Raw genomic sequence first — 24478 nt, forward strand, 5'->3', positions numbered from 1 at the left:
CGGGTTTATTTAACCTGCTGGTTAAGCTTACCGGCCGCATACAAAGAGGCCATTTCAGATAAGCTGACCGGCTTGATCTTGCTGGCATTACCCGCCGTACCAAACGCTTCATAACGGGCAATACATACTTGTTTCGCTGCTTCGCGGGCAGGTTTATTGTATTCACGCGGGTCGAATTTTGAAGGGTTTTCGGCCAAAAATCGACGAATCGCACCCGTCATGGCAAGACGGATATCGGTATCGATATTGATTTTACGAACGCCATATTTAATGGCTTCCTGAATTTCTTCAACCGGCACGCCATAGGTTTCTTTCATGTCGCCACCGAACTCGCGGATTTCAGCCAGCAGTTCTTGCGGTACGCTTGAACTGCCGTGCATGACCAGATGGGTATTGGGCAGGCGGGCGTGGATGTCCTTGATACGCTGGATAGACAGGATATCTCCGGTAGGCTTACGAGTAAATTTATACGCACCATGGCTGGTACCAATGGCAATCGCCAAGGCGTCCAACTGGGTTTTGCGTACAAAATCAGCAGCCTGTTCTGGGTCGGTCAGCAACTGGTCGATGGTTAACTTACCATCTGCACCGTGGCCGTCTTCCTTGTCACCTTCCATGGTTTCCAGTGAACCCAGGCAGCCCAGCTCGCCTTCTACGGTAACACCCAGTTTATGGGCCATGTCCACCACTTTTTTAGTGACATCCACGTTGTATTCGTAGTCGGCAATAGTTTTGCCGTCTGACATTAAGGAGCCATCCATCATGACGCTGGAAAAACCCAGATCAATCGCACCCTGACAAATCTCAGGAGACTGGCCGTGATCCTGGTGCATAACGACAGGGATGTCAGGGTAGCTTTCAACCGCAGCCTGGATAAGGTATTTCAGGAAGCCTTCGCCAGCATACTTGCGGGCACCTGCCGAGGCTTGCATGATAACGGGACTATTGGTTTCTTTGGCCGCTTCCATGATGGCCTGAACTTGCTCAAGGTTATTAACGTTGAAAGCAGGAATACCATAACCGTTTTCGGCCGCATGGTCGAGCAACTGACGCATTGAAACTAATGCCATGTGAGATTCTCCTAGTGGATATATGTCAAATTTCCGAATTGCCCATATTTTACGTGGGTTTGTGTTTTTTTACCCAAGTTTCCCCCTGCCCCGCAAATTTTGCAATACGGACGGGATAATCAGGCATCTGCACTACCCAAGAAAAATACTCAATAAAAAAATTAATCTGAATCAAGAAACTTTTGAGATTTCACAAAGTAATTTTTCTTCATCACACTTACAATTTGTTTAACTTGTCCTATTATTCAATATTGTGAACCGCTGCAAAAACCGCTCTCTCCACTATGCCTTATGGGTTGTCCTCATCGCGATGACCCTGGCAGCGGTTTCACCTTCGGTTTCAGCCCTTTTACGCACAGAATCCAGCCTGCCATTTACCATCGAAATCTGCGATTCGTCAGGTAATGGCAAAACCCTGCTTGTTGACAGCACTTCCCCCAATCAGGATTCATCAATACACGACACAGACATTCACTGCCTGTTCTGCATTCTCTCCGAATTCCAGGCCGCCATTGTCTCGCTGGCCTGTATCCTGCTCCTCGGTTTTATCGTTCGGCAAACCATTGCCATTGTTTACCACGAATGGCGTCTGATCATTCGCACTATCCGCTGGCGGCCCAACCGCAGCCAGGCTCCTCCTCAGTTTCCCCTGTTTTCCTGACCAGAAAATTTTTCATTGCATTTATCAAGGTGAATGTCACGTCTGCTGACATACGCCCCCCCTTTCATTCCAGAAAAAGTTTCAAGGAGTAAATCCGCATGGATGAATTAGTTGACATATCCCGGCTGCAATTTGCATTGACAGCCATGTACCACTTCCTGTTCGTACCACTCACCATCGGCCTGGTATGGATTCTTGTTATTATGGAATCCGCCTATGTCATGACCGGCAAGGTTATTTACAAGGACATGACCCAATTCTGGGGCAAACTTTTTGGCATCAACTTCGCCATTGGTGTCACTACCGGCCTTACACTGGAATTCCAGTTTGGCACCAACTGGGCTTACTATTCCCATTACATGGGGGATATCTTCGGTGCCCCACTGGCCATTGAAGGCCTTATGGCTTTCTTTTTAGAATCCACCTTTGTCGGCCTGTTCTTCTTTGGCTGGGAGCGCATGTCACGCAAGCAGCACCTGATGGTAACCATTTTAATGGCAGTCGGCAGTAACCTGTCCGCCCTGTGGATCCTGGTTGCCAATGGCTGGATGCAAAATCCTATCGGGGCCGAATTCAATTTTGAAAGCATGCGCATGGAAATGACCAATTTCTGGACCGTTGTTCTCAACCCCGAAGCCCAGAACAAATTTGTGCATACGGTTTCGGCCGGTTATGTAACGGCATCCATGTTTGTGCTTGCCATTTCCAGCTGGTATCTGCTAAGAAAACAAGACGTTGAATTTGCCAAGCGCAGTTTTCGTGTTGCCGCGGCTTTTGGCGTTGCCTCTATCCTGTCAGTCATCGTACTTGGCGACGAATCAGGCTACTCTATTGGCAAAGCGCAAACAACCAAAATGGCCGCCATTGAAGCCATGTGGGAAACCGAACCGGCTCCCGCCCCCTTTTCCATTATTGCCTCTGTCAATGATGAGGAAATGAAAAACAACTGGGCAGTCAAAATCCCATGGGCCATGGGCCTGATTGGCACCCGCTCCACCACCGAAGTCATGCCCGGCATTCACGATATCCTCAAGGAAAATCACGCCCGCATCGAGTCCGGCCAACATGCAGTCGTTGCCCTGGACAAACTGCGTATCAACCGTGATGACCCTGAAGCTATGGAAATTTTCCTGAAACACCAGGACGATCTTGGTTTTGGCCTGCTGCTTAAACGCTACACCGACGATGTCTCGCTGGCCACCCCGGAAATGATTACCCTGGCAGCCAAAGACACCATTCCTGCCGTCAAACCCCTGTTCTGGACATTCCGCATTATGGTCGGCCTGGGCTTTTTCCTGCTCTTCGTATTTGCCGTTACTTTCTGGGCCACCCTCAAAGGCAATTTTGCCGAGAAAAAATGGTTGCTGAAATTGCTTATATTTTCCCTGCCATTACCCTGGATCGCCTGCGAAATGGGCTGGTTCGTGGCCGAGTTCGGACGCCAGCCATGGACCGTGTATGGGGTCCTGCCCACCACCATCTCGGTTTCTTCGCTCAGTCCCGGCTCCGTGTATGGTTCTCTCATCGGATTCATCACTTTCTACACCATTTTTCTCATTGTTGAAATGTATCTTATGATCCGCTTCTCTAAACAAGGCCCCGGTAGCCTGGGCACCGGTCGCTATGTCCATGAGCCTAAACACTAAGGAGCCACACTATGGAAAACCTCATTGATTATGAAATTCTAAAATTCATCTGGTGGCTGTTGATTGGTGTCCTGCTTGTCGGGTTTGCCATCATGGACGGCCATGACATGGGCGTAGGCACACTGCTTCCTTTTGTAGGTAAAACCGATGAAGAACGCCGTGCCATCATTAACACGGTCGCTCCTCACTGGGATGGCAACCAGGTCTGGTTCATTACAGCCGGCGGTGCCATTTTTGCGGCCTGGCCCATGATTTACGCTTCCGCATTCTCGGGCTTTTACTGGGCCATGATGGCGGTGTTATGGGCCATGTTTTTCCGCCCGGTCGGTTTTGACTATCGCAGTAAATTAAGCAATCCCACCTGGCGCAAAACCTGGGATTGGGGGATTTTTGTAGGTAGTTTCATTCCTCCGGTCATTTTTGGAGTGGCCTTTGGCAACCTGTTGCTTGGCGTGCCCTTTGAATACACCCAATCCCTTAACCCTGTTTATTCAGGTAGTTTCTGGGCCCTGCTTAACCCCTTCGCCCTGCTTTGCGGTGTTGTTGCCAGTGCCATGGTCACTTTCCACGGTGCCATTTACCTGATGCACCGCACCAAAGACCCGATCTATTCCCGCGCGCAATCATGGATGACCATCAGTGGCCTGGTTACGGTAGTTTGTTTTACCCTGGCCGGAATCTGGGTGGCCTTCGGCATTGACGGCTATCGCATTACCTCTGTCGTCAATCTGGCGGCCAGCCCCGACCCCTTAACCAAGGAAGTGGTGCGTGAAACCGGTGCTTGGCTGGCCAACTACCAACGCTGGCCCTTAATCATTCTGGTTCCAGTCCTGGGCTATGTTGGCATTCTGGGTGCCCTGTGGCTGGCCAAAAAAGGCAAAACCTTTGCAGCGTTCTTTGTATCCGCGCTAGGCATTACAGGTGTTATTGGTACTGCTGGTGTTTCCATGTTCCCGTTCATGATGCCTTCATCAAGCCATCTGGCATCCAGCCTGACCGTCTGGGACAGTTCTTCCAGCCATTTCACCCTGTTTGTCATGCTGATTGCAGTCGTTATCTTCATGCCACTCATTGTGTTATATACCCGCTGGGCTTACAGCATCATGAGAGGAAAAGTAACCACGGCCTATATCCGTGAAAATAAACATTCCGTTTACTAAACCATATTTTTACTGGAGTTTACTATGTGGTATTTTGCCTGGACATTGGGCCTTGGGTTTGCCGTTGCCCTGGCCATCCTGAATGTACTTTGGGGTGAATACGAACCCGATCGCCTGAAAAGCAAACAGGAAGGTTAAACAAACCGTGGCAGGCCAGGCCGAAATGGCCGCTGCCAGAAAAAGGCCGGTCTTGCACCGGCCTTTTTCAATTACATTTAAAATTAAAGATATTTTTTTAAATAAAGTTAAATTTATTATTACACCAAAACCCAACATTTGGGCTTACTGTAAAAATTACGTTTACCTTAAAACCGTCTATTTTCAAGGCAAGGCAGAATACTTCTGACCTGTTGTAGCCTGCCTTTTTCCAATACATGTACCGCCAGCCCCGGCTGGTCGGCACAACCGGCAAGCACACTGCCCATCGGGTCTATGATCATGCTGTTGCCAGTGCAACGGGTGGCTGTCTGCCCCGAAGCCAATACATAACTGGTGTTTTCAATGGCCCGCGCCCTAAGCAGGATTTCCCAATGATTTTCCTTGTAAGGCCCGGCAATCCAGGCGGCACTAACCGAAATAACATCGGCCCCCTTGACCGCCAGGGCACGGGACAGTTCGGGAAAGCGAAGATCATAGCAATTAACCAGGCCAATCGTAAAATCTTTAATCTTGAACAAACCAAGTTCTGAACCGTCTGACTTGATATCACCCGGTTTGACCTTGTCAGATTCCTTGAAATTGAAAGCATCATAAACATGCAGTTTGGTATAGCGGACAATCACCTCACCCTGGGCATTAATCACCAGCAACTGGTTAGTAACCCGCTCTTCAGCCGGATCATCGCTTAAGCTAAGCACGCCCACGATAATATTCATTTGGTGGCTGCGTGCCAGGCTCTGCATGAACTCAATAAAACCCGGAGAGTGCAGTTGGGCAACATTCCTTAAGGTTGGCAAGTCAGAACCAAACGAACACATGGCCGCCTCGGGAAAAACCAGTAGCTCGGTACCATGGGCAACGGCCTGTTCCGTCAGGTCCTGGATGTATTTTTTATTTGCCGTAATATCATTCACGGCAGGAAATTGTGCCACAGCCACTTTCAGGCGGGAAAAATCAGCAGTCAAAGTCATATTCCTCACAAAATTTCTGGGATTAACGCATTTATATCCCCGCCCGAGTGGGCGAGGGTTTACGCGGTTTTTGCTCATTATGCACCAGATTACCTGCATTGAAAAAAACGGGCACTCGCGTCAAAAAAACGGCACCCGCTTCGTATTAATCCATGAGCGGCATGACAAGCCTGTTTCACCGTGTACACTATCCCGTTGACTTCCTCCCCTCCCTAACGGAAGGGGTCTTACGGCAAATTTATGATAAACAAACCAGCCTCTTAACGGAATCCCTGCATTGAATACCACCAAACATATTTTAATTGCCGGATGCGGAGATCTTGGTCTGCGTACCGCGCAATTGCTGCTGCAGCAAGGCCATGTGGTTTATGGATTAAGAAGAAGCCCACCCGGCCCGCTCACTCCCCAGAAAAAAACGGCGTCGCCAATAACATGGATACAGGCTGACTTATGCCAGACAGGCATCCACACACCCTTACCTGAAAAAATCAGCACTATTATCTATTGCCCCACCCCAGCGCAAAGAACCGAAACCGCCTATCGGGCCATTTTCATCCAGGGGCTGAATAACTTGCTGGGCACCTTGGACACCACCTGGCTTGAACGCCTTGTTTTCATTTCTTCCAGTGCGGTTTATGGCGAGCATCATGGGAATTGGGTAAATGAAAAAACACCCCTGTTGCCGCTGGGGGTAAATGGCCGGGTTTTGCAAGAAGCAGAACAACAATTGCATACACTGCCTTATGAAACCGTTGTATTGCGGCTGTCCGGTCTTTATGGCCCCGAAAAGCAACAACTTCTTGAACGGATTCGCGCTGGCCAGACCCGCGTACCCCGCCATGAAACGTATTACGCCAATCGCATTCATCTTGAAGACGCGGCCGCTGCGATTGTGCATTGCCTGACTTTACCCCAACCGGCACCCTGTTATCTGGTTAACGACAACACCCCCTTGCCGATAGACGAACTGTACGATTGGCTGGCAAGCGCCATGCAGGTTCCCTGCCCGCCAGAGGGCGCACCACCGGCCGGCATTGGCAACAAAAGACTGAGTAATACATTACTGCTGGAAAGCGGTTTTCGCCTGCGCTGGCCCAATACCAAACAGGGGTACACGGCCTTGTTAAATGAACAACGATCAAATGAACAGCAAGTATAAATTTTAAATTTAAATTAAATTTAAAACAAGTATTACTTTAAAGTAATTCAGCCAGGCCGGGTTTCTTATTTGGCAAGACGGGCACCACGAACCTGAATGACCACCGCATCAATCACCTGGTTTTTTTCGTCCCTGATTTCCACCCGGTGGCGGCCCGGCAAGGGTAACCAGGCATAAGGATTGGCACTGCCCAAATACTGGCCGTTCACATACCAGCTCACCGTTTGCGTTACCCGCCCGGCCGTATTGCCGGCACGCAACATCAGGCGCTGGTTATCGGCCGGAATGTCAGGATCAAGGGCAATAATGGTGGCATGGGCCGGATGACTGATAAACAGCGGCTGGACTTGCCCCGACTGCAATGAAGTGGCCAGGGCAACCCGCGAAAACTCGGTCCCTGCCAAAAAATATTCGGTGCGTGAAGGCTCCAGCCCCTGTTCAAACACCACCTGTTGGGCCACCACGCCCACCGGCATGGCAGGCGCCTTGCTTGGCCGGTGCTGGTGCAAATACCCCATCACATCATGCCAAATCGGCCCGGCCCCTGAAACACCGGTAATGTCATGCATGCTGGCACCACTGCTGTTGCCCACCCAAACGCCAACGGTATAATCCTGCGACCAACCAACCGTCCAGTTATCACGCATGTCTTTGCTGGTCCCTGTTTTCACGGCACTCCAGAAGGGGGTGCTTAGGGAACTGTCCAGCCCAAACGTGCGCGCACGTGCCTGGCGGTCTGACAACATATGAGCAATGATCCAGGCGGCTGGGGCAGAAACCAGCGGTTTGCCAGACACGGGTGCCGCATTTTCCACCCCCGGAATAGCCCAATTTACCTCGCTGTACCGCCCACCGTTGGCCAGCGCCCGAAACGCATTACTCAGGCTTAGCAGGGATACCTCGGCACTGCCCAGCGCAAGGCTGTATCCGTAGTAATCGCCTGATTGTTCCAGCGGCAGGCCAAAACTGCTTAACAAATGCTGGAAGGCATCGGGCGTTACCATGGTTAAGGTGCGAACCGCCGGAATATTCAGGGAAGAAGCCAGTGCTACCCTGACACTAACCCAACCAGAATACTGCCGGTCATAATTTTGCGGTACATACAGGCCCGAGCCAGTGGCCAGATTAACCGGGCTGTCATCCAGCAAGGAGGCACCGGTCAGGCGCTGCTGGTCGATAGCCTGTGCATACAGAAACGGTTTCAGGGTTGAACCCGCCTGACGCAGGGCCCGCGCATGATCCACATGAACCGCGCTGGCCAAATCGGCCGAAGAGCCAATATAGGCCAGGATGTTGCCCGTACGGTTGTCCAGCACGACAACGGCGGCATCATTGGCATTATGCTTTTGCAAAGGCTTAAGATTACGCTGGATGCTTTGCAAGGCATAAACCTGCAAATCACGATTTAGCGTACTGCTAATGGTGGCAGGCATGGCTTGCCCGCTTTCTTTATACAGGCTAAGCAACTGGCTGGCATAATGCGGGGCCAGCACCGGCTCATCCAGGCTGACATGGTGTTGATTGGCCAGGTAATGCCCGACAAAACGATCCAGATAATCACAATCCTGCGTGAATGCCTGCCGCCGCAAAATGCCACAGGCACGCTGGGTAACCGTTTGCGCCGAAGCATTGGGGGCTCGCAAAAGCGCTGCCAGCATGGCACCTTCACGGTGGTCGATACCGGCAGGATATTTCTGCAACAAGGCACGGGACGCGCTGTCAATACCCGTTAATTCTCCGCGAAACGACACCAGATTCAGATAAGCTTCAAGTATCTGGGCTTTGCTCCAGAGTTGTTCCAGTGCCTGGGCCATGATGATCTGCCGGGCTTTTTGCCGATAAGTGCGGGTTCGTTTTTGCCGGAAAAGGCGCTCATCCAGAAGACCCACCAGCTGCATGCTTAACGTTGAAGCCCCACCACTATGACCTTCAAACAGGCGTTTATAGGCCGCCCCCAGCAAGGCCTGGGAGTCTACCCCGTGATGGGCATAAAACCGCTTATCTTCAGAAACCATCAAGGCATCCAGCATGGCTGGAGAAATATCCTCAATCGCAGTCCATTCACCCCGCCGTTCCCGGAAATCCTGCCGCTGCTGCTGCAGCAGATGACCCTGCGCATCCAGCAGCGCCACATACGACGAGCGATAACCTGCCTTGAGCGTCTCAAAAGAGGGTACTTCCTGCTGCGCCACCATTAGGCGCATCAGGAAAAAGGCCAGCGCCATCACCGCCACTGCGGTCATGGCGCACCAGCCCAGGATACGCCAGCCAGGCCGCCTCGATTGCAACCCCATACTTTATGGCCCTTTCACCTCAAAGCCAGCCATATTCGGCAATTCCCCATAAACATTGGGCGCATACATGGCTTCCACACGCGTGGGTGGCAACACGTACTGGCCAGGGGTATTCAGACGCACGGTATATTCCACCACCGATTCTCCGGCTGGCAGATATTGGTAGTAAGCACGGTAAACATCGGGGTAGCGTTCAACAAAACTGGGGCCATTCCAGCCGTCATTTTGTTCACCAACCGTGCTGATTAGTGAATCACGACCCAAACCACTGCCAAGAATCGTGGCACCGGCAGGCACCGGGTCAGAAACAATCACCCAGTTCATGGCCGACTTGGCCTTGACCAGCAGCCTGACCCGATACACATCCCCCTGGGTCCATTGTGTGGCCAAAGCCCGGCTGACCGGTTCTATGGTTTTTTCTATCACGTAACCCGCATAAGCCGGCTGGGTAACCGGCACGGCTGCCAGCGCACTAACGGTTGCCCATACCCGGCCCTGCCCCTGTTTATCCAAAGACAGGGACTCCATACCGGTACCCACCCACGGTGACAACACTTTCTGGTTTAGGCTCATGTTCTCCCAGGTTTGGGTTTCTCCGGTTTGCGGCACCAACGTCATGGTGACGCTGCCCTGAGCTGGTGTTTTTTCAAACTGCCGAGCAAACTGCCCCACGGCCAGGGTCCCCCACAAGTTAGCGGTGGTAGTTGACCATGCGCCTTTTTGCTGCATTTGCAGCAGGCCCTGCAACATATGGGGAATATCGTTTTCCCACGCCTTGTGACTCATGGCAGCCAGTAGCAGCTTGCCCATATTCGCCTCGGGGTTCAGCATCAGCCACCAGGAGGAATTGCGATCGGTATCGGCAAACACCATGGCAGTTCCCTGGCGATCCATGCGCGCGACCAATGCATGACGAATCCGCTCCAGCATCTGGCTGCGATTGGGAATACCCTTGACACGGGTAACAATATTCATCCAGTCGATGAGCGCAGCGGTTGACCAATTCTGGGTATCCAGTTTGACCGATGCCAACAGGGAAGGCGTTACCCGACCGTATCGGGAAAGCGCTTCAAGCGCAAGCAACCGGCGCTCTACATTATCATTGGCGGGTGCCCAGGAATGGCGGCGCAATTTGCCCAATACATAATTGTGCAAGCCGTCAAGCATGCGTTCCCGGTAGGCCTCGGGAATGCCATTTACAATACCCTGTTTTTGAGCTTCATCAGCCATGGAAACCAGGTACGCGGTTAACACCGCATCACCACTCAGGACAGCGCTGGGGAAATACATGGCCAGGCCATCCTGATCCAGATAAGACGGCAATTGCTCCATAATGGCATTCCATTTCTCGGGACTGCTCAAGCCAACGGCAATGGAAGAAACCTGTTCAAGGCAAGTGTAAGGATAGTTGTTGAACCATTTGCGCACATTCTGCAGCCCGCCAGCCAGCGTGGGCTGCAGCTGAACCTGCACGCCACCTATCAAGCGGCCCGCTTTTTGCAGCGACTCGGGTGGCACTTGCAACGACAAGTCATTAAGCGGCACTTCAGGCGTCACCGATAACAATGCTGCCTGGCGCACGGTGACAGGCGTTGCCGGCGATACCTCCTGCGTAAAACGCAATTGGTCCAGCGCATCACCGGTGCCGGTTTCGGCTACCCGCAAGGTCCAGCTTAGTTTTTGCCGGTCAAGAATAGAGCCTGAGGTAGGCACCTGTACTTCCCAGCTTAATTGCCCTGAGCGACCCGCCGCCAGTTCGATATCTTGTGCCGGCAATGACTGGGGTGCCACCGCCGTACCGGTAAAACTGGCCTGTACTCTGGTTTTCATATCCCGGGCACTGGAATTGCGTACCGTTACCATAGCCTGATAACGATCCCCCTCTCGCACCACCTGTGGCAAGCCTGAAATAATTTGCAAATCCTGCGTCGTATTAATGAAAACGGCCTCGTCACCAAACCGTTGCACGCCATGATCAGCGACCACCACCACTTTAAAACGGGAGATCACATCGTTTAGTGGAATATCAACCGTGGCCTGCCCCTGTTCATCCAGCAGCACATTGGGTTTCCAGAGCAACAGGGTATCAAGTAACTCGCGGGTAGGGGCGCCAATACCCCCACCACCGCCCGGTGGCAGGGCTTTACGGCCATAATGCCGTCTCCCGATAATCTCCAGTTGGGCCGTCGCTGTTTCAACGCTGTAAGGCCGGATGCCCATCATGCCCTGTAGCAATTTCCAGCTGGGGTTATCGGCCAGCTCAAGCAGGGCCTGATCCACCACGGCAACCGCCACGGTGGCTCCTGCCGCTGGACGGCCATCGGGCAGAACGGCCTTAATGCTAGCCTGGGCAGTTTCACGGATTTTGTACTGCTCTTTGTTGGACGTTAGCTGGATATTAATCTTGTGTGCCGGGCTTTGGACCCGGATATCGGTCAAGCCAAAGCGGAAGGCCGGCTTGGCCAGGTCAATCATGGCCGTAGGCGCGGCCACTTCTTCGGTATCTTTACCCCAGTTGAACAGGGACAACCCAGGTGAATGCCTGACACGCCCGCGCACAGCCAGTACGGATACATAAACATTGGGCCCCCATTCGGGTTTGATATCCAGCGTAACAGTTGGATCTTTGCCATCAATTTCCACCACCCTGGCTTCCAGCACCCCTTCGCGCTCGACGGCCAGCAGTGCGGTTGCCTGCCGAAATGGCATTCTTACCTGGAACCGCGCCTGCTCACCGGCCGCGTATTCTTTGCGCTCGGGGATAATATCAATGCGGTCATTATTCTCACCGGCAAACCAGAGTTCTTCCTGCCCAACAACCCACACCGAGGATTCTGCCTGGGACAGGTTCCCCTGTTCATCCCGGACTTGGGCAACCAGGCTGACACGCCCGGTTTCCGTCAGGGCAATATCGCATTCAAGCCGGCCTTCATGATTGGTGCGGCCTTCACAAACCGTCCCCATATCCTGGCTTACGCGCTGCGTGTCGTAACTGTAGAACCCGCCCACCAAACGTTTGCGTACGGTATGGGAGGTATATTTAACGGCCTGGACCTGAACAGGGGTTTGCCCAAGCGGTTTGCCAGCCGGCGTCAAGGCCAGCGCGGTAATTTTGGCATTTTTGCCCTTTTCAAGATAGTAGCCGGTACGAATACCCGCCACGATATTAGCTGGCCATGCCGACACTTGCTGGCTCAGGGTTTGGATTTCACCATTCGGATCCATGAAGCTGGCTTCAAAGGTAAAGGTTTTGGCTTGTTTTACCTCTGGCACAGGCTCAATCTTTATGCGTGCCCCACCTTTGCCATCCAGCACCAACTGTTTTTTATCTACAAACAGCCTCACCGCAGAATCAGGCTGCCCATATTCCTCTTCATCCTGTTCACTGTATGGCGGTTCAAAAGAAAAATCGCTGTAATCGGCAAAATGAACCGAGCGATCCCGTGCCATGGCGGAAATCGCAACAGGTAACTGTCCCGCTGCCCCCCCGGCAATGTAATTAAGCTGCAGGTCCAGATCTAGCTCATGCGGCGCAACAATAGCGGCACCCTCTTGGCCAGGCTGGATAATTTTCAGGCTGCCTGTGAGTAGTGGCAGTTTAAAACTCTCCACCCGGAAATTTTCCCCTGCAAAATAATCGCTTCCCACACTGTCAAACCGGGCTTCGTATTCTCCCAGTTTGGCCGATTTTGGAATGGCCCAGCTGATGGTGGCACTTAAACCACCACTGGGGCTTGGCTGCCACTCAACCGGGATTTCATAACTGTCGGATGAACCTATATGCGAAATAGTCAGCTGTTTGGGCTGGCGTTCGGCCGCGGGCAAGCCAAAACCATCACGGGTTTCGGTACGGATAAAATGCTTCATGGACACGGTTTCACCGGCCCGGAACAGGCTGCGGTCAAATACTGTGTGAGTTTTAAGGTCTGCCAGATCGCTGCTATAGCCCATTGGCACATTAAAACGCCAGGGCTCAATGCCCCGGTCCCAGCTGGTGAAGGCAAAGGAGTAATCAGATGTCCCATTAGCCATGGGGTGGGTGTCAGGAATACGGACCGACACGAAATAACCGCTCATGCCATTGCTTTCACAGTAATCCTTGCCTTTAATGGCCTTGCGCAAATGCCAAATGCCGTTTTCAGCGGTTTGGCCACCCGCCACCACCTGCCCGTCGCAGGCCAGCACATTTACCTGTGCATTGGGCACCGGTTTGGCATCATCCAGCGTGGTAACCCAAACCAGGAAGTCATCTTTGCCCTTTTTAACGTGTACCCCCAGGTTGGTGAGCAATACAGAGGTTCGCACATACATGGGATTGCGGTCTTTCAGTAAAGACTGCCCCAAATGGCCGGACTTGACTTCAAGCACATGAAAGCCGGTTTGCTGCAAAGGTAAGCCGATTACTTCAAAATCACGCTCGTTATTGTTACCAGAAGCTGGCAAATTAATTGTGGTGACATTTTCATGATTGGAAAGCATGGAAACCGAACGGGTGTCCACCTCTGTTTTTGGATCTTCCCGGTTCCAGTCAATGGCCTGGTCATTCATGATGGCCCGGATATTGGCAGGACTGTAACGGACGTCTTCCAGACGGCGCACGCGATGAAACCAGTTAAGCACATCCTGGTCAGTTTGCGGTACAAAATCACTAACCTGTCCCGGAGAAATGAAGTGATCACCTGCCTGCAAATGGCTTTCTACATTGCGCACCGTCAAGGGGACCAGGGCGGGTTGCTCTTTCAGTGATTGGCCGGGTTCGGTTTCGGCATGCTTTTCTATAATACCAAAGGTGGATGAGGCAAATTTCACCAGCGGTGGCGTGCGCCCAAAAGCGCTTTTCAGGGGAAACTGACTGGCATTGCCCAGCTCCCTACCCGCATCATCCCGAAAATCCGCAGGCAATACGATACGCATTGCCGCATTTTCCGGGAACGGAGGTGCAAACCGGACGCTTTCCACCAGATTATCGGGCGTTTCATCTTGCCAGGCAGGAGAATGAATGTGGCCATCCACCTCAAGTTTAATCGCCTTGGCCTGCTCAAGCGGAACCGGTGCACTAAAGCTTAGGGTAACCGGTTTGACGGGCATGCAGCCCGCATTCTGGTTTTCGCGCAGGCAGCTGAAACTGATTTTAAATGGTTCCCTAACCTCGTAATTGCGCGTATAAGGCAGCTCGGATAACAGGCCTCCCACGCCTTCAAGACCTTTATCAATAAACAACTGCATTTTGCCACTGGCGGGCAAGCGCCGGCTGCATTGCACCACCTCAACCTGCCCCGCACGGTCTGACAGATAATCCATGGATTGCTTTAGCAAATCCTGTTTTTCTTGTTGGCCAAATACCCGCACCGGAATTTGCTCACCATAACCGGTTACCGTGCAAACGGCTTTCTGGGCCAGGGACTGGGGATTGACCGGTGCCGTGAAATTAATCACAAAGGCCTGGTCTTCGTCGACCTGGTCACCGTAGGGAACGGCATAATCCACCCGGGGACCGCCCGTATTGAAAGTATATTGGGGGTTTGACTGTACGGCCTTGCCTTGCAGGTCGCGAAAACCGGCATTAGGGGTGATGGTGCAGGTAACACCGGAAGGCACCCTGCCTTCGAAATCATAAGACCAATTGGAAGGATCGCTCCATTTGCCATGGCCTGTCAGGGTGGGATGATCGCAGTCAACCAACAGGGGATTGGGGCTGTCTGCACGTCCAAGACGAATAACCGGCTCACTGAAACGTGCCTTGACACTGCTGACTTCATTAATTCGCCCGGTGGGTATTAATGACTCTATTTGTGCCGCCTGCACCGCGCAAGCCGTGCCGGCCAGCAAGGCAAGCCCCAAGGACAAAAAATGCCTTTTATACATTTCCCCTACCCCTATCTTTAAGGGCATCTGCTGATGCCATATTTTTACGTTCTATTCTGAACCGTTATTATGGCACCAGTTTGAAATGTAATAAAGTTTTACCTGGTTGGTAAAAAATTATTGGGCAAAGCGTTGTTGCAGGATATCAACGGCAGGCAATGTCTTGCCTTCTAAAAACTCAAGGAAGGCACCGCCACCGGTAGAGATATAGCCCACCTTGTCAGCAATGCCAAACTTGGCAATCGCGGCCAGGGTGTCGCCACCACCGGCAATCGAAAAGCCTTCCGACTCGGCAATCGCCTGGGCAATTTTTTTCGTACCATTGGCAAAAGCGTCAAACTCAAACACACCCACCGGACCGTTCCAGACGATGGTACCGGCATTTTTCAGGATGTCAGCCAGGGTATCGGCAGTTTGCTCGCCAATATCAAAAATCATGTCGTCATCGGCAACCTGGGTAGCGGCCTTTTCAGTGGCGGGCGTATCGGCAGAAAAAGATTTGCCACAAACCACATCAACCGGAATGGGGACATCGGCACCGCGCTTGGCCATGATATCAATCACGGTTTTGGCCTGGTCGGCCTGATCGGGTTCGGCCAGGGACTTGCCAATATTCAGGCCACTGGCCAACATGAAGGTATTGGCAATACCGCCACCTACCACCAGCTGGTCTACACGCTCGGCCAGGGCTTGCAAGATAGACAATTTGCTGGATACCTTGGAGCCACCCACAATGGCAACCATTGGGCGCTTGGGGTTTTGCAATACACGTCCCAAAGCGGCCAGTTCAGCCTCTAGAAGTGGGCCGGCACACACCACCGGTGCAAACCGGGCCATGCCGTGCGTAGTGGCTTCGGCACGGTGAGCCGTACCAAATGCATCATTAACATAAACATCACAAAGCGCGGCCATTTTGCGGGACAGTGCTTCGTCATTTTTTTTCTCGCCCACATTAACGCGGCAATTTTCCAGCAACACAACTTGGCCGGGTGCTACTTCAAAGCCGCCATCCACCCAGTTTTGAACCAGCTCAACCGGCTGGCCCAGTAATTCTGACAAACGGGCGGCCACTGGTGCCAGGCTGTCTTTATCGGTCAGGGTGCCTTCAACGGGACGCCCCAGATGGGAAGTGACCAATACGGCAGCACCGGCTTCCAGCGCCAATTTAATGGCAGGAACCGAAGCCCGGATACGGGTGTCTTCGGTAATCGTACCTTGATCATTAAGGGGGACATTTAAATCGGAACGGATAAACACACGTTTACCCTTGAGTTGATCCGACTTGGCCAGTGCAGAAAGCGTTTGAACGTTTAGCATTATGATTTAAGAAAATTGATGGTGATAAGGAAAAACGGCATCTTAAGGAACCGGATGCCGTTTTTCGTGAATTGCTGAATGAACTGATTATTTGGCGTTCATTAAGGCAACCGTGGTATCAAGCATACGATTGGAGAAACCCCACTCGTTGTCGTACCAGGAGGCCACTTTAACCAGTTTGCCAGAAACTTTGGTTAAGGTCGCATCAAATGAGCTGGATGCCGGATTATGGTTGAAGTCGATGGAAACCAACGGTGCTTCGTTGTAATCCAGAATGCCTTTCAGGGCACCTTCGGAGGCGGTTTTCAGGATAGCGTTGACTTCTTCAACCGTGGTTTCACGGCTGGCGATGAAAGACAGGTCTACCATGGAAACGTTGATGGTGGGAACGCGAATGGCATAGCCATCCAGTTTGCCATTCAGTTCGGGCAATACCAGACCAACGGCAGCCGCAGCACCGGTTTTGGTGGGGATCATACTCATGGTGGCAGAACGGGCACGACGCAAGTCTTCGTGGTAAACGTCGGTTAAAACCTGGTCATTGGTGTAAGCATGAACGGTGGTCATCAAACCGGTTTCAAGACCCAGGGCAGCATGCAGTGGCTGAACCAGCGGAGCCAGGCAGTTGGTAGTGCAGGATGCGTTTGAAATAACGGTATCGGTCGCTTTCAGGACCTGGTGGTTAACACCATATACGATGGTTGCGTCAACATCTTTACCGCCAGGCGCTGAAATGATAACTTTTTTGGCACCACCTTGCAGGTGGGCATTGGCTTTTTCTTTGCTGGTGAAAAAACCGGTACATTCCAGCACCACGTCAACGTTAAGCTCGCCCCATGGCAATTCTGCCGGGTTGCGGTTTGCCAGCACACGGATTTTATCGCCGTTAACCACCATGTAATCGCCATCAACCGTAACCGTACCAGGGAACTTGCCGTGGGCGGTGTCATACTGGGTTAAATGGGCGTTGGTTTTAGGGTCACCCAAGTCATTGATGGCGACGATTTCAATATCATGTGATTTGCCACTTTCGTAGTGGGCACGTAATACGTTGCGGCCGATACGACCGTATCCATTGATTGCAACACGAATGGTCATTACATTCTCTCCTGGTTTATAAAACTTGTTTGACAGCGTCGGCCACTTTTTCGGAAGTCAGGCCAAAATACTTGAATAAAACGCCAGCAGGGGCCGACTCTCCGTAGGTATCAATACCCACTACAGCGCCGTCACGTCCGGTATATTTATACCAGATGGAAGACACGCCTGCCTCTACGGCCACACATGGCAACGCTTTTGGCAACACGGTATCTTTCCACTCTTTTGACTGGCGGTCAAAGACATTGGTACTGGGCATGGAAACCACACGCACCGGAATATTTTCACTGGCCAGGGCTTCCTGGGCTTTTAGCGCAATTTCAATTTCAGAGCCGGTGGCAATAATGACCGCCTTTGCCTGATCTGCATCGCGCAATATATAACCACCTTTTTCAATATTGGCCAGTACTTCTGGTGTACGCGCCACAAAAGGCAGGTTTTGGCGCGACAACAGCAAGGCACTGGGGCCGCCATTTTGCACGTTGCTACCCAGGCTGGCTGGGCGGCTGACCGCAGATTTCCAGGCAATAGCGGTTTCCACCGTATCGCAAGGACGCCAGACATCCAGATTGGGAATCAGGCGCAGGCTGGCGGCATGCTCGACAGACTGGTGGGTGGGGCCATCTTCACCCAGACCAATAGAGTCATGCGTGAAAACATGCACCACACGCTGCTTCATGAGCGCGGCCATGCGAATCGCATTGCGGGAGTAATCGGAAAAAGTCAGGAAAGTACCGCCAAATGGCAGGTAACCACCATGCAGGGCAATACCGTTCATGATACCGGCCATGCCAAATTCACGTACACCATAATTGATATGGCGGCCAAACTGCAGGCCATTGCCAGTGGCACGAACCGGTGCAACCCCTTTCCAGTCGGTAAAGTTGGAACCGGTCAGGTCGGCCGAGCCACCCAGAAATTCGGGCAGGATTTCTGCCAGGGCGGCAATGGCAAACTGGGACGCTTTGCGTGAGGCAACCGTTTCTGCTTTATTTACTGTCTCTTGCAAGTAAGCATTGAATTGATCGGCGAAACCAGCCGGCAGTTCGCCATTCATGCGGCGCGCCAGTTCTTTGGCTTGCTCTGGGTATTCTTGTGTGTAGCGGTCAAAACGTGTTTGCCATTCGTCTTGCAACTGAATGCCACGCTCTACCTGGCTCCAGCCTTGGTAAACCGCATCAGAGATTTCAAAGGCAGGCAGATCCCAGCCAATCGCGGCACGGGTTGCCTCGATCTCGGTGGCGCCCAGGGGTGAGCCATGCACCTTTTCAGAGCCGGCCATATTGGGTGCCCCTTTACCAATGACCGTCTTGCAGCAGATAAGGGTGGGGCCGGCATTGCCGCCCAACGCGGCTTCTTTAGCCTGTGCAATGGCACGGTCAACGGCGTCTACATCGTGGCCGTCAACATCACGAATCACATTCCAGCCATAGGCTTCAAAGCGTTTGGGGGTGTCATCGGCAAACCAGTTTTGTACCTGACCATCGATAGAAATGCCATTGTCATCGTACAGGACGATTAAACGGGAAAGCTTGAGTGTGCCGGCCAATGAAGCCACTTCGTGGGAAATGCCTTCCATCAGACAGCCATCACCTACAAACGTATAGGTGAAGTGGTCAATAACAGGCAGCCCGGGCTTATTAAATTCCCCGGCCAGCAGACGCTCTGCAAGGGCAAAACCAACCGCGTTGGCAATGCCTTGTCCAAGGGGACCGGTGGTGGTTTCGACACCAGCGGTAATACCCACTTCGGGGTGTCCCGGTGTTTGGGAGTGCAGCTGGCGGAAGTTTTTGAGCTCTTCTATGGAAAGGTCATAGCCGGTAAGGTGCAACAAGGCATATAACAGCATGGAACCATGACCATTGGACAGCACGAAGCGGTCACGGTCAAACCAGGCCGGATTTTGCGGATTATGACGCAAATGACGTGTCCATAAAGCCTGTGCAATTTCCGCCATCCCCATGGGGGCACCGGGGTGACCGGAATTTGCCTTTTGAACGGCATCCATGGCAAGTGCACGGATTGCATTTGAAAGAAGTGGCGGATTATTGCTTGTGGCAGTATTCTTCATGAGTGTCCTATCTCGCGAACAAATTTTTTCAATAACCTATAATTTTAGCACTCTAAACCTTGCACTTTGCCGACTGCCTGTATAAAGTAAAATTTATCCATGCAATTGCCTTGCCTGCAGGGAAAAATTTACGCTCAGGCTTGTGGCCTGCCTCTGTCAATCAGGATTAACCTGTTTATTCATACTGTTTATTTTCAATGGCTACTCCCCGGTTTTATTGTCCCATCCCCTTACCCGTTAACCAAACCATCGCACTGCCCGACAATGTCGCCCATCATGCCTCGCGAGCGCTACGCCTGCGAGAAGGCGACGACATCATCCTGTTTGACGGCAAACAGGGGCAATACCATGCTGAACTGTTATTCACAAACGGCAAGGCCATGGCCCATATCAAGCACTTCAATGCGCAAGAACATGAGCTCAAAGGCAAAATCACCCTGGTTCAGGGCTTGCCATCGGGCGATAAAATGGACTGGATTATTGAAAAAGCCAGCGAATTGGGTGTACCGCATCTGATTCCTGTCCAGGCTGAACGCAGTGTGCTGAACTTAACCGGCAATCGTCTTGAGAAACGCCAGGATCACTGGAAAAAAGTGGCCATTTCAGCTGGTGAACAATGCGGCAGGAACCGGATATTGCAAATAGAACCCCTGCAAACACTGGCCCGGTTTGTAGCCGACCATGCCCACCTGGATCACAAACTGCTGTGTCACCCGGAAGGTGGAACAGACTTTGCCTCTTACCTAAAAGCACACGCGGATGCTAGGGAAATCTGCCTGATTGTGGGCCCCGAAGGAGGTTGGTCTGACAGGGAGCTTGATTTACTCATAAAAAATGGCGCCCGCCAGATTACTTATGGATCAAGGATCTTGCGTACAGAAACGGCTGGCCTCGCGCTAACGGCAGCCTGCACGGCATTAATGGACTGGGTGTGAGCGCAGCCCGACAAACCCAACCGGCGGAGCCGTTTCCTGCCGGTTTGCCTGGCTTTTACTTGCTCTGGCTTTCGGCATAAGGGGCAGGCGCCACACCGGGCTCCGGATCGGAATGCTTGCCAACATGTTCTATGGCATACACAAAAACCCGTTCTTTATCGGTGGCATACTCAAGCGTATCATTCAGGATACCCAGGATATCTTGCGTATCGGCGACCAGAGATGGATCTCCCGAATGCAGATTTTCAATCCAGAGCACCATACCTTTTTTCTGTTCAAGCAGGGTTTCTCCCAGACAGTCCAGCAAGGCATCCATATTATTGCCAAAGAAAACCGGGTAATCAACGGCCTTTGACAATGCCCTTAAAATGGCGGATCGATTTCTGGCCTTGTCACAATCGGCGGCATAAAATGTCAGGCCCATTTCCTCAGCCAAGGCCGCAACCTCTTCCAGCTTGTGTGCGTCAGCCTTGATTTCTCCGCCAGAAGACAGGATCGTCTTTAACGTACTTTCTGATTTTTTACTCATGATGCGCCCTCATTAAAAAACGCCTTAATTTCGTCTATTCGCTGCATCGTATCTACATAAGCGAGATTTATCAACTCTGTTGTGAAATCCGCCTCAAATAATAAGTGAGAAGCAACAATACTTCCCGTATGAACGCCACCTTTGGAAGAGACGCCAAGGACGCGCAAAAATGCTCGTACGGTCTGCGGCATGCAATTTAAATACATCATGGCGATTTCGTCAATAGATTTGCTTGGACTTAATGTAAGCACATTAATGGTTTTCAAGGCCGGCCTGAAATCACTTTCTTTGGGAATCACCTTTAACAGGGAGTTAATACGGTGAATACGTTCCAGATCAATAGAAAGGCCATCGACAAAAATATCAGACAGGGCATGCCCACCCAGCTGGGCCAGGGTTGGATAATTATCTGAACAGTGGTCTAAAGAGACCTGTTCCTGAGTGTTGTGATCGGTCGTGCTGATCACCACCACTTTTTCCGCGCCCAAGTGAATGGCCGGACTAATAGGCGCCAACTGCCGCATGGAACCATCGCCACACCACTCGGTATGCGTCTGGACAGGCAGGCATTGCGCGGGGAAAACAAACGGAATAGCGCTGGATGCCATTAAATGATTCAGGTTAATATCACAGGACACTGATTTTCGCCTGACCCCCTGCCATTCCTGCATGGTATGTTTAGACTGGTAAAACGTTAAATGAGAGCCCGTTGTGTAACTGGTTGCTGTAATAGCCAAGGCAGACAGGTCATGATTGTCAAGATTATGGGCAAGGTTGTTAAAATGCATGAACCGGTTCAGCAAATGCGCCAAAGGCCGATTATCAAGTAAAGACTTGGGGCTTTGTGCCCTGATAAACGGGCTGGCCCAACCAAACATGAGCAGGGACAGCCAGCGGGTTGCGCTGCCAAAAACCCCTGCCGGATCGGAACGATACACCTGACTGGTTTTGATATTGCTCCAGATATGACGCAGGCGCCTGACCGAGGCATGTGGAAAGGCTGCCCGGCAGGCATATCCTGTGGCATTGATTGCCCCGGCAGAAGAGCCGCAAATAATCTGAAACGGATTACGAAAGCGGGGGCTGCGGTTGGGGTCAAGGATGTCAAGCAAAGCCCAAAGCACCCCAACCTGGTAAGCAGCCTTGGCTCCGCCACCGGTAAACACCAATCCAACAGGTGCTTCCCGGCGCGAGGCGGCATGATCAGAGGCCGGTGAATTTCTTTCTGGGTGTATTGGCATCTACCACCGTCAATGCCGCCATATTGACAATGCGACGCACTGTCGAGCTGGCTGTAAGGATATGAACGGGCGCATTGACCCCGAGCAGGAATGGCCCAACCGCCACGTTACCCCCGGCACATGTTTTAAGCAGGTTATAAGCAATATTACCCGCATCCACATTGGGACAAATCAACAGATTGGCACTGCCTGTCAGGGTGCTTGATGGCAGGATCCGCTTGCGGACATCTTCATCAAGCGCCGCATCTGCGTGCATTTCACCGTCAATTTCCAGGTTGGTTTCGTGCTCACGAATGATGCCCAGGGCTTCACGCATCTTGGCGCCGGACATTGGGTTATCGGTGCCAAAGTTGGAACTGGACAACAAGGCAACCTTGGGCTCAATTTGCAAATGACGCATCTCTTCGGCGGCCATCCGTGTAATTTCAGCAATTTCAGCCGCAGTGGGATCGGCATTCACATGGGTATCGGCCACGGCTACCGTGCGCTCTGACATGAGCAGGATATTCATGGCACCGTAAGTCGTGACACCCGGTGCCTTGCCAATGACCTGATCAACCAGGCGCAGGTGATTGGCGTAGGTACCCACCGTACCGCAAATCATGCCATCGGCATCACCCAGCTTGATCATCATGGCGCCAATCAGGGTTAAACGACGGCGCATTTCAACCCGGGCAAACTCCTGGGTTACCCCTTTGCGACTCATCATTTCCCAATAGTTCATCCAGTAATGTTTGAAACGGGGGTCATTTTCAGAGTTGGTGACATCGACATCTTCGCCAAGACGAATCCGCAGGCCAAATTTGCGAATGCGGTTTTCAAGAATGGCAGGACGACCAACCAGGATGGGCCGGCAGATTTTTTCGTCGATCAGAACCTGTGCCGCACGCAACACACGTTCATCTTCACCCTCGGTAAACACGATGCGGGTTTTGCCACCGTCACGAACATATGAACGAGCCAGCGAGAACATGGGCTTCATGAAAGAGCCGGAATGATAGACAAACTGCTGCAACTGCTCGGCATAGACACCCAGGTCTTCAATGGGACGGGTGGCCACCCCGTCTTCCATGGCCGCCTTGGCCACGGCAGGGGCAATCCTGACAATCAGGCGAGGATCAAAAGGCTTGGGAATAAGATATCCGGGGCCAAAATCAAGCTGGTTACCACCATAGGCGGCAGCCACGATATCGTTGGGTTCTTCTTCAGCCAGCTTGCAAATGGCATGCACCACCGCTTTTTCCATGCCACGGGTAATCGTGGTGGCGCCCACATCAAGCGCCCCCCTGAAAATATAGGGGAAGCAAAGTACGTTGTTAACCTGGTTAGGATAGTCGGAGCGACCGGTTGCCATCACCACATCATCACGGACCGCATGCGCGTCTTCGGGCAGGATTTCGGGACTTGGGTTGGCCAGCGCAAGAATAAGCGGGTTATGCTTCATTTTCAGCAGCATTTCGGGTTTCAGCACACCGCCAGCGGACAGACCCAGAAAAGCATCCGCACCTTCCATGATTTCGCCCAGTTTGCGCAACGGGGTTTCTTGTGCGAAACGCTCTTTGGCCGGATCCATTAATTCTTTGCGGCCTTTGTAAACCACGCCTTCAATGTCGGAAACCCAGATATTTTCAACCGGCAGGCCCAGGTCAACCAATAAATCAAGGCAGGCAAGTGCTGCGGCCCCGGCACCGGACGTGACCAGTTTAATGGCTTTGATATCTTTGCCAACCACCTTCAACCCGTTCAGGAAGGCCGAGGCAACAGTAATGGCAGTACCATGCTGATCATCATGAAAAACCGGGATTTTCATGCGTTCGCGCAGTTTTCTCTCGACCAGAAAGCATTCGGGCGCCTTGATATCCTCAAGGTTGATGCCGCCAAAAGTGGGTTCAAGGCCGGCAATAATCTCTACCAGCTTATCGGGATCGTTCTCGTTGATTTCAATATCAAAAACATCAATACCGGCAAATTTCTTGAACAGGACCGCCTTGCCTTCCATGACGGGCTTAGAGGCCAGGGGGCCAATATTACCCAACCCCAGCACGGCAGTACCATTGGTAATCACGCCAACCAGGTTGCCACGGGCGGTATATTGAATCGCATTGGCAGGGTTGCTGACAATTTCATCACAGGCAGCCGCCACGCCAGGTGAATAAGCCAGCGCCAGATCTCGCTGGTTTGATAATTGTTTGGTCGGCGTTACGGAGATTTTGCCCGGACGGCCTTTTTTATGATATTCCAAAGCGGCGGCGCGTAAACTTTCATCCATTTTTGAATCCTGTACTGACGAGTGTATGAGTAT

16 protein-coding genes are annotated in these 24478 nt (G+C 52.1%); 6 read left to right on the plus strand and 10 right to left on the minus strand.

The genetic code is table 11. From position 1 onward, the window contains the following. Window positions 1-5 precede the first annotated feature (5 nt). Window positions 6-1070 (minus strand): class II fructose-bisphosphate aldolase, encoded by a 1065-nt coding sequence (gene fba, locus JHL22_RS03760; protein ID WP_200233956.1) that lies wholly within the window; start codon window positions 1068-1070, stop codon window positions 6-8. Window positions 1071-1323: 253 nt separating this feature from the next. Between fba and JHL22_RS03765 the strand changes: the two genes are divergently transcribed. The 4 genes from JHL22_RS03765 to cydX all read left to right on the plus strand — a co-directional run bounded on the left by JHL22_RS03765 (window position 1324) and on the right by cydX (window position 4675). Then, complete coding sequence (locus tag JHL22_RS03765; RefSeq protein ID WP_200233957.1) at window positions 1324-1731, plus strand: DUF2946 family protein; 408 nt, start codon at window positions 1324-1326, stop codon at window positions 1729-1731. Window positions 1732-1829: 98 nt separating this feature from the next. Continuing rightward, on the plus strand, window positions 1830-3377 hold the full coding sequence (locus JHL22_RS03770; protein ID WP_200233959.1) for a cytochrome ubiquinol oxidase subunit I: 1548 nt from the start codon (window positions 1830-1832) through the stop codon (window positions 3375-3377). A gap of 23 nt (window positions 3378-3400) precedes the next feature. Further along, on the plus strand, window positions 3401-4537 hold the full coding sequence (gene cydB / locus JHL22_RS03775; RefSeq protein WP_200234299.1) for a cytochrome d ubiquinol oxidase subunit II: 1137 nt from the start codon (window positions 3401-3403) through the stop codon (window positions 4535-4537). Window positions 4538-4561: 24 nt separating this feature from the next. Beyond that, entirely contained in the window at window positions 4562-4675 is a 114-nt protein-coding gene (cydX, locus tag JHL22_RS03780) for a cytochrome bd-I oxidase subunit CydX (RefSeq protein ID WP_200233961.1), read from the plus strand. A 167-nt stretch (window positions 4676-4842) separates the two neighbouring features. Here cydX and JHL22_RS03785 read toward each other — a convergent pair whose 3' ends face one another. Then, window positions 4843-5667, minus strand: coding sequence for a carbon-nitrogen hydrolase family protein (locus JHL22_RS03785; protein ID WP_200233963.1), 825 nt, complete (start codon window positions 5665-5667; stop codon window positions 4843-4845). Window positions 5668-5944: 277 nt separating this feature from the next. On the opposite strand from JHL22_RS03785, the gene JHL22_RS03790 reads away from it, so the two are divergent. Further along, window positions 5945-6826, plus strand: a complete 882-nt coding sequence (locus JHL22_RS03790; protein WP_200233964.1) for an NAD-dependent epimerase/dehydratase family protein — start codon at window positions 5945-5947, stop codon at window positions 6824-6826. 65 nt (window positions 6827-6891) lie between these two features. Here the strand turns inward: JHL22_RS03790 and pbpC are convergent, their stop codons facing one another. The 5 genes from pbpC to tkt all read right to left on the minus strand — a co-directional run bounded on the left by pbpC (window position 6892) and on the right by tkt (window position 19471). Further along, on the minus strand, window positions 6892-9120 hold the full coding sequence (gene pbpC / locus JHL22_RS03795; RefSeq protein WP_234041094.1) for a penicillin-binding protein 1C: 2229 nt from the start codon (window positions 9118-9120) through the stop codon (window positions 6892-6894). A 3-nt stretch (window positions 9121-9123) separates the two neighbouring features. Continuing rightward, window positions 9124-14985, minus strand: a complete 5862-nt coding sequence (locus tag JHL22_RS03800) for an alpha-2-macroglobulin family protein (RefSeq protein WP_200233965.1) — start codon at window positions 14983-14985, stop codon at window positions 9124-9126. Between the two features lie 117 nt (window positions 14986-15102). Next, complete coding sequence (locus JHL22_RS03805) at window positions 15103-16302, minus strand: phosphoglycerate kinase (RefSeq protein ID WP_200233966.1); 1200 nt, start codon at window positions 16300-16302, stop codon at window positions 15103-15105. Between the two features lie 87 nt (window positions 16303-16389). Further along, window positions 16390-17400 carry a type I glyceraldehyde-3-phosphate dehydrogenase gene (gene gap / locus JHL22_RS03810; protein ID WP_200233971.1) on the minus strand — a complete coding sequence of 337 codons (1011 nt, stop codon included), beginning with the start codon at window positions 17398-17400 and terminating at the stop codon, window positions 16390-16392. 16 nt (window positions 17401-17416) lie between these two features. Further along, the gene (gene tkt / locus JHL22_RS03815) at window positions 17417-19471 is read right to left on the minus strand and encodes a transketolase (RefSeq protein WP_200233972.1); all 2055 of its coding nucleotides are present in this window, start codon (window positions 19469-19471) and stop codon (window positions 17417-17419) included. A gap of 197 nt (window positions 19472-19668) precedes the next feature. Between tkt and JHL22_RS03820 the strand changes: the two genes are divergently transcribed. Beyond that, complete coding sequence (locus JHL22_RS03820) at window positions 19669-20406, plus strand: 16S rRNA (uracil(1498)-N(3))-methyltransferase (RefSeq protein WP_200233973.1); 738 nt, start codon at window positions 19669-19671, stop codon at window positions 20404-20406. A gap of 55 nt (window positions 20407-20461) precedes the next feature. Here JHL22_RS03820 and JHL22_RS03825 read toward each other — a convergent pair whose 3' ends face one another. From JHL22_RS03825 to JHL22_RS03835, 3 genes are read right to left on the minus strand one after another with little or no spacing between them, the layout of a single operon-like run. Continuing rightward, window positions 20462-20935 carry a barstar family protein gene (locus JHL22_RS03825; RefSeq protein WP_200233974.1) on the minus strand — a complete coding sequence of 158 codons (474 nt, stop codon included), beginning with the start codon at window positions 20933-20935 and terminating at the stop codon, window positions 20462-20464. Next, window positions 20932-22176, minus strand: coding sequence for a patatin-like phospholipase family protein (locus tag JHL22_RS03830; RefSeq protein ID WP_200233979.1), 1245 nt, complete (start codon window positions 22174-22176; stop codon window positions 20932-20934). The genes JHL22_RS03825 and JHL22_RS03830 overlap by 4 nt, the downstream gene beginning before the upstream one ends. Next, window positions 22139-24445 (minus strand): NADP-dependent malic enzyme, encoded by a 2307-nt coding sequence (locus tag JHL22_RS03835; RefSeq protein ID WP_200233981.1) that lies wholly within the window; start codon window positions 24443-24445, stop codon window positions 22139-22141. Before JHL22_RS03835 ends, JHL22_RS03830 begins: the two co-directional genes overlap by 38 nt. Between the last annotated feature and the right edge of the window lie 33 nt (window positions 24446-24478).

The organism is Advenella mandrilli, from assembly GCF_016595155.1.
Taxonomy (GTDB): domain Bacteria; phylum Pseudomonadota; class Gammaproteobacteria; order Burkholderiales; family Burkholderiaceae_B; genus Advenella; species Advenella mandrilli.

Excerpts from the sequence above, each read along its gene's own strand:
- JHL22_RS03835 (WP_200233981.1), bottom strand. The coding sequence starts at position 24,445 with ATGGATGAAAGTTTACGCGCCGCCGCTTTGGAATATCATAAAAAAGGC.
- JHL22_RS03820 (WP_200233973.1), top strand. The coding sequence starts at position 19,669 with ATGGCTACTCCCCGGTTTTATTGTCCCATCCCCTTACCCGTTAACCAA.
- fba (WP_200233956.1), bottom strand. The coding sequence starts at position 1,070 with ATGGCATTAGTTTCAATGCGTCAGTTGCTCGACCATGCGGCCGAAAAC.
- pbpC (WP_234041094.1), bottom strand. The coding sequence starts at position 9,120 with ATGGGGTTGCAATCGAGGCGGCCTGGCTGGCGTATCCTGGGCTGGTGC.
- JHL22_RS03800 (WP_200233965.1), bottom strand. The coding sequence starts at position 14,985 with ATGTATAAAAGGCATTTTTTGTCCTTGGGGCTTGCCTTGCTGGCCGGC.
- JHL22_RS03825 (WP_200233974.1), bottom strand. The coding sequence starts at position 20,935 with ATGAGTAAAAAATCAGAAAGTACGTTAAAGACGATCCTGTCTTCTGGC.
- JHL22_RS03785 (WP_200233963.1), bottom strand. The coding sequence starts at position 5,667 with ATGACTTTGACTGCTGATTTTTCCCGCCTGAAAGTGGCTGTGGCACAA.
- JHL22_RS03830 (WP_200233979.1), bottom strand. The coding sequence starts at position 22,176 with ATGCCAATACACCCAGAAAGAAATTCACCGGCCTCTGATCATGCCGCC.
- JHL22_RS03805 (WP_200233966.1), bottom strand. The coding sequence starts at position 16,302 with ATGCTAAACGTTCAAACGCTTTCTGCACTGGCCAAGTCGGATCAACTC.
- tkt (WP_200233972.1), bottom strand. The coding sequence starts at position 19,471 with ATGAAGAATACTGCCACAAGCAATAATCCGCCACTTCTTTCAAATGCA.
- gap (WP_200233971.1), bottom strand. The coding sequence starts at position 17,400 with ATGACCATTCGTGTTGCAATCAATGGATACGGTCGTATCGGCCGCAAC.
- cydX (WP_200233961.1), top strand. The coding sequence starts at position 4,562 with ATGTGGTATTTTGCCTGGACATTGGGCCTTGGGTTTGCCGTTGCCCTG.
- JHL22_RS03770 (WP_200233959.1), top strand. The coding sequence starts at position 1,830 with ATGGATGAATTAGTTGACATATCCCGGCTGCAATTTGCATTGACAGCC.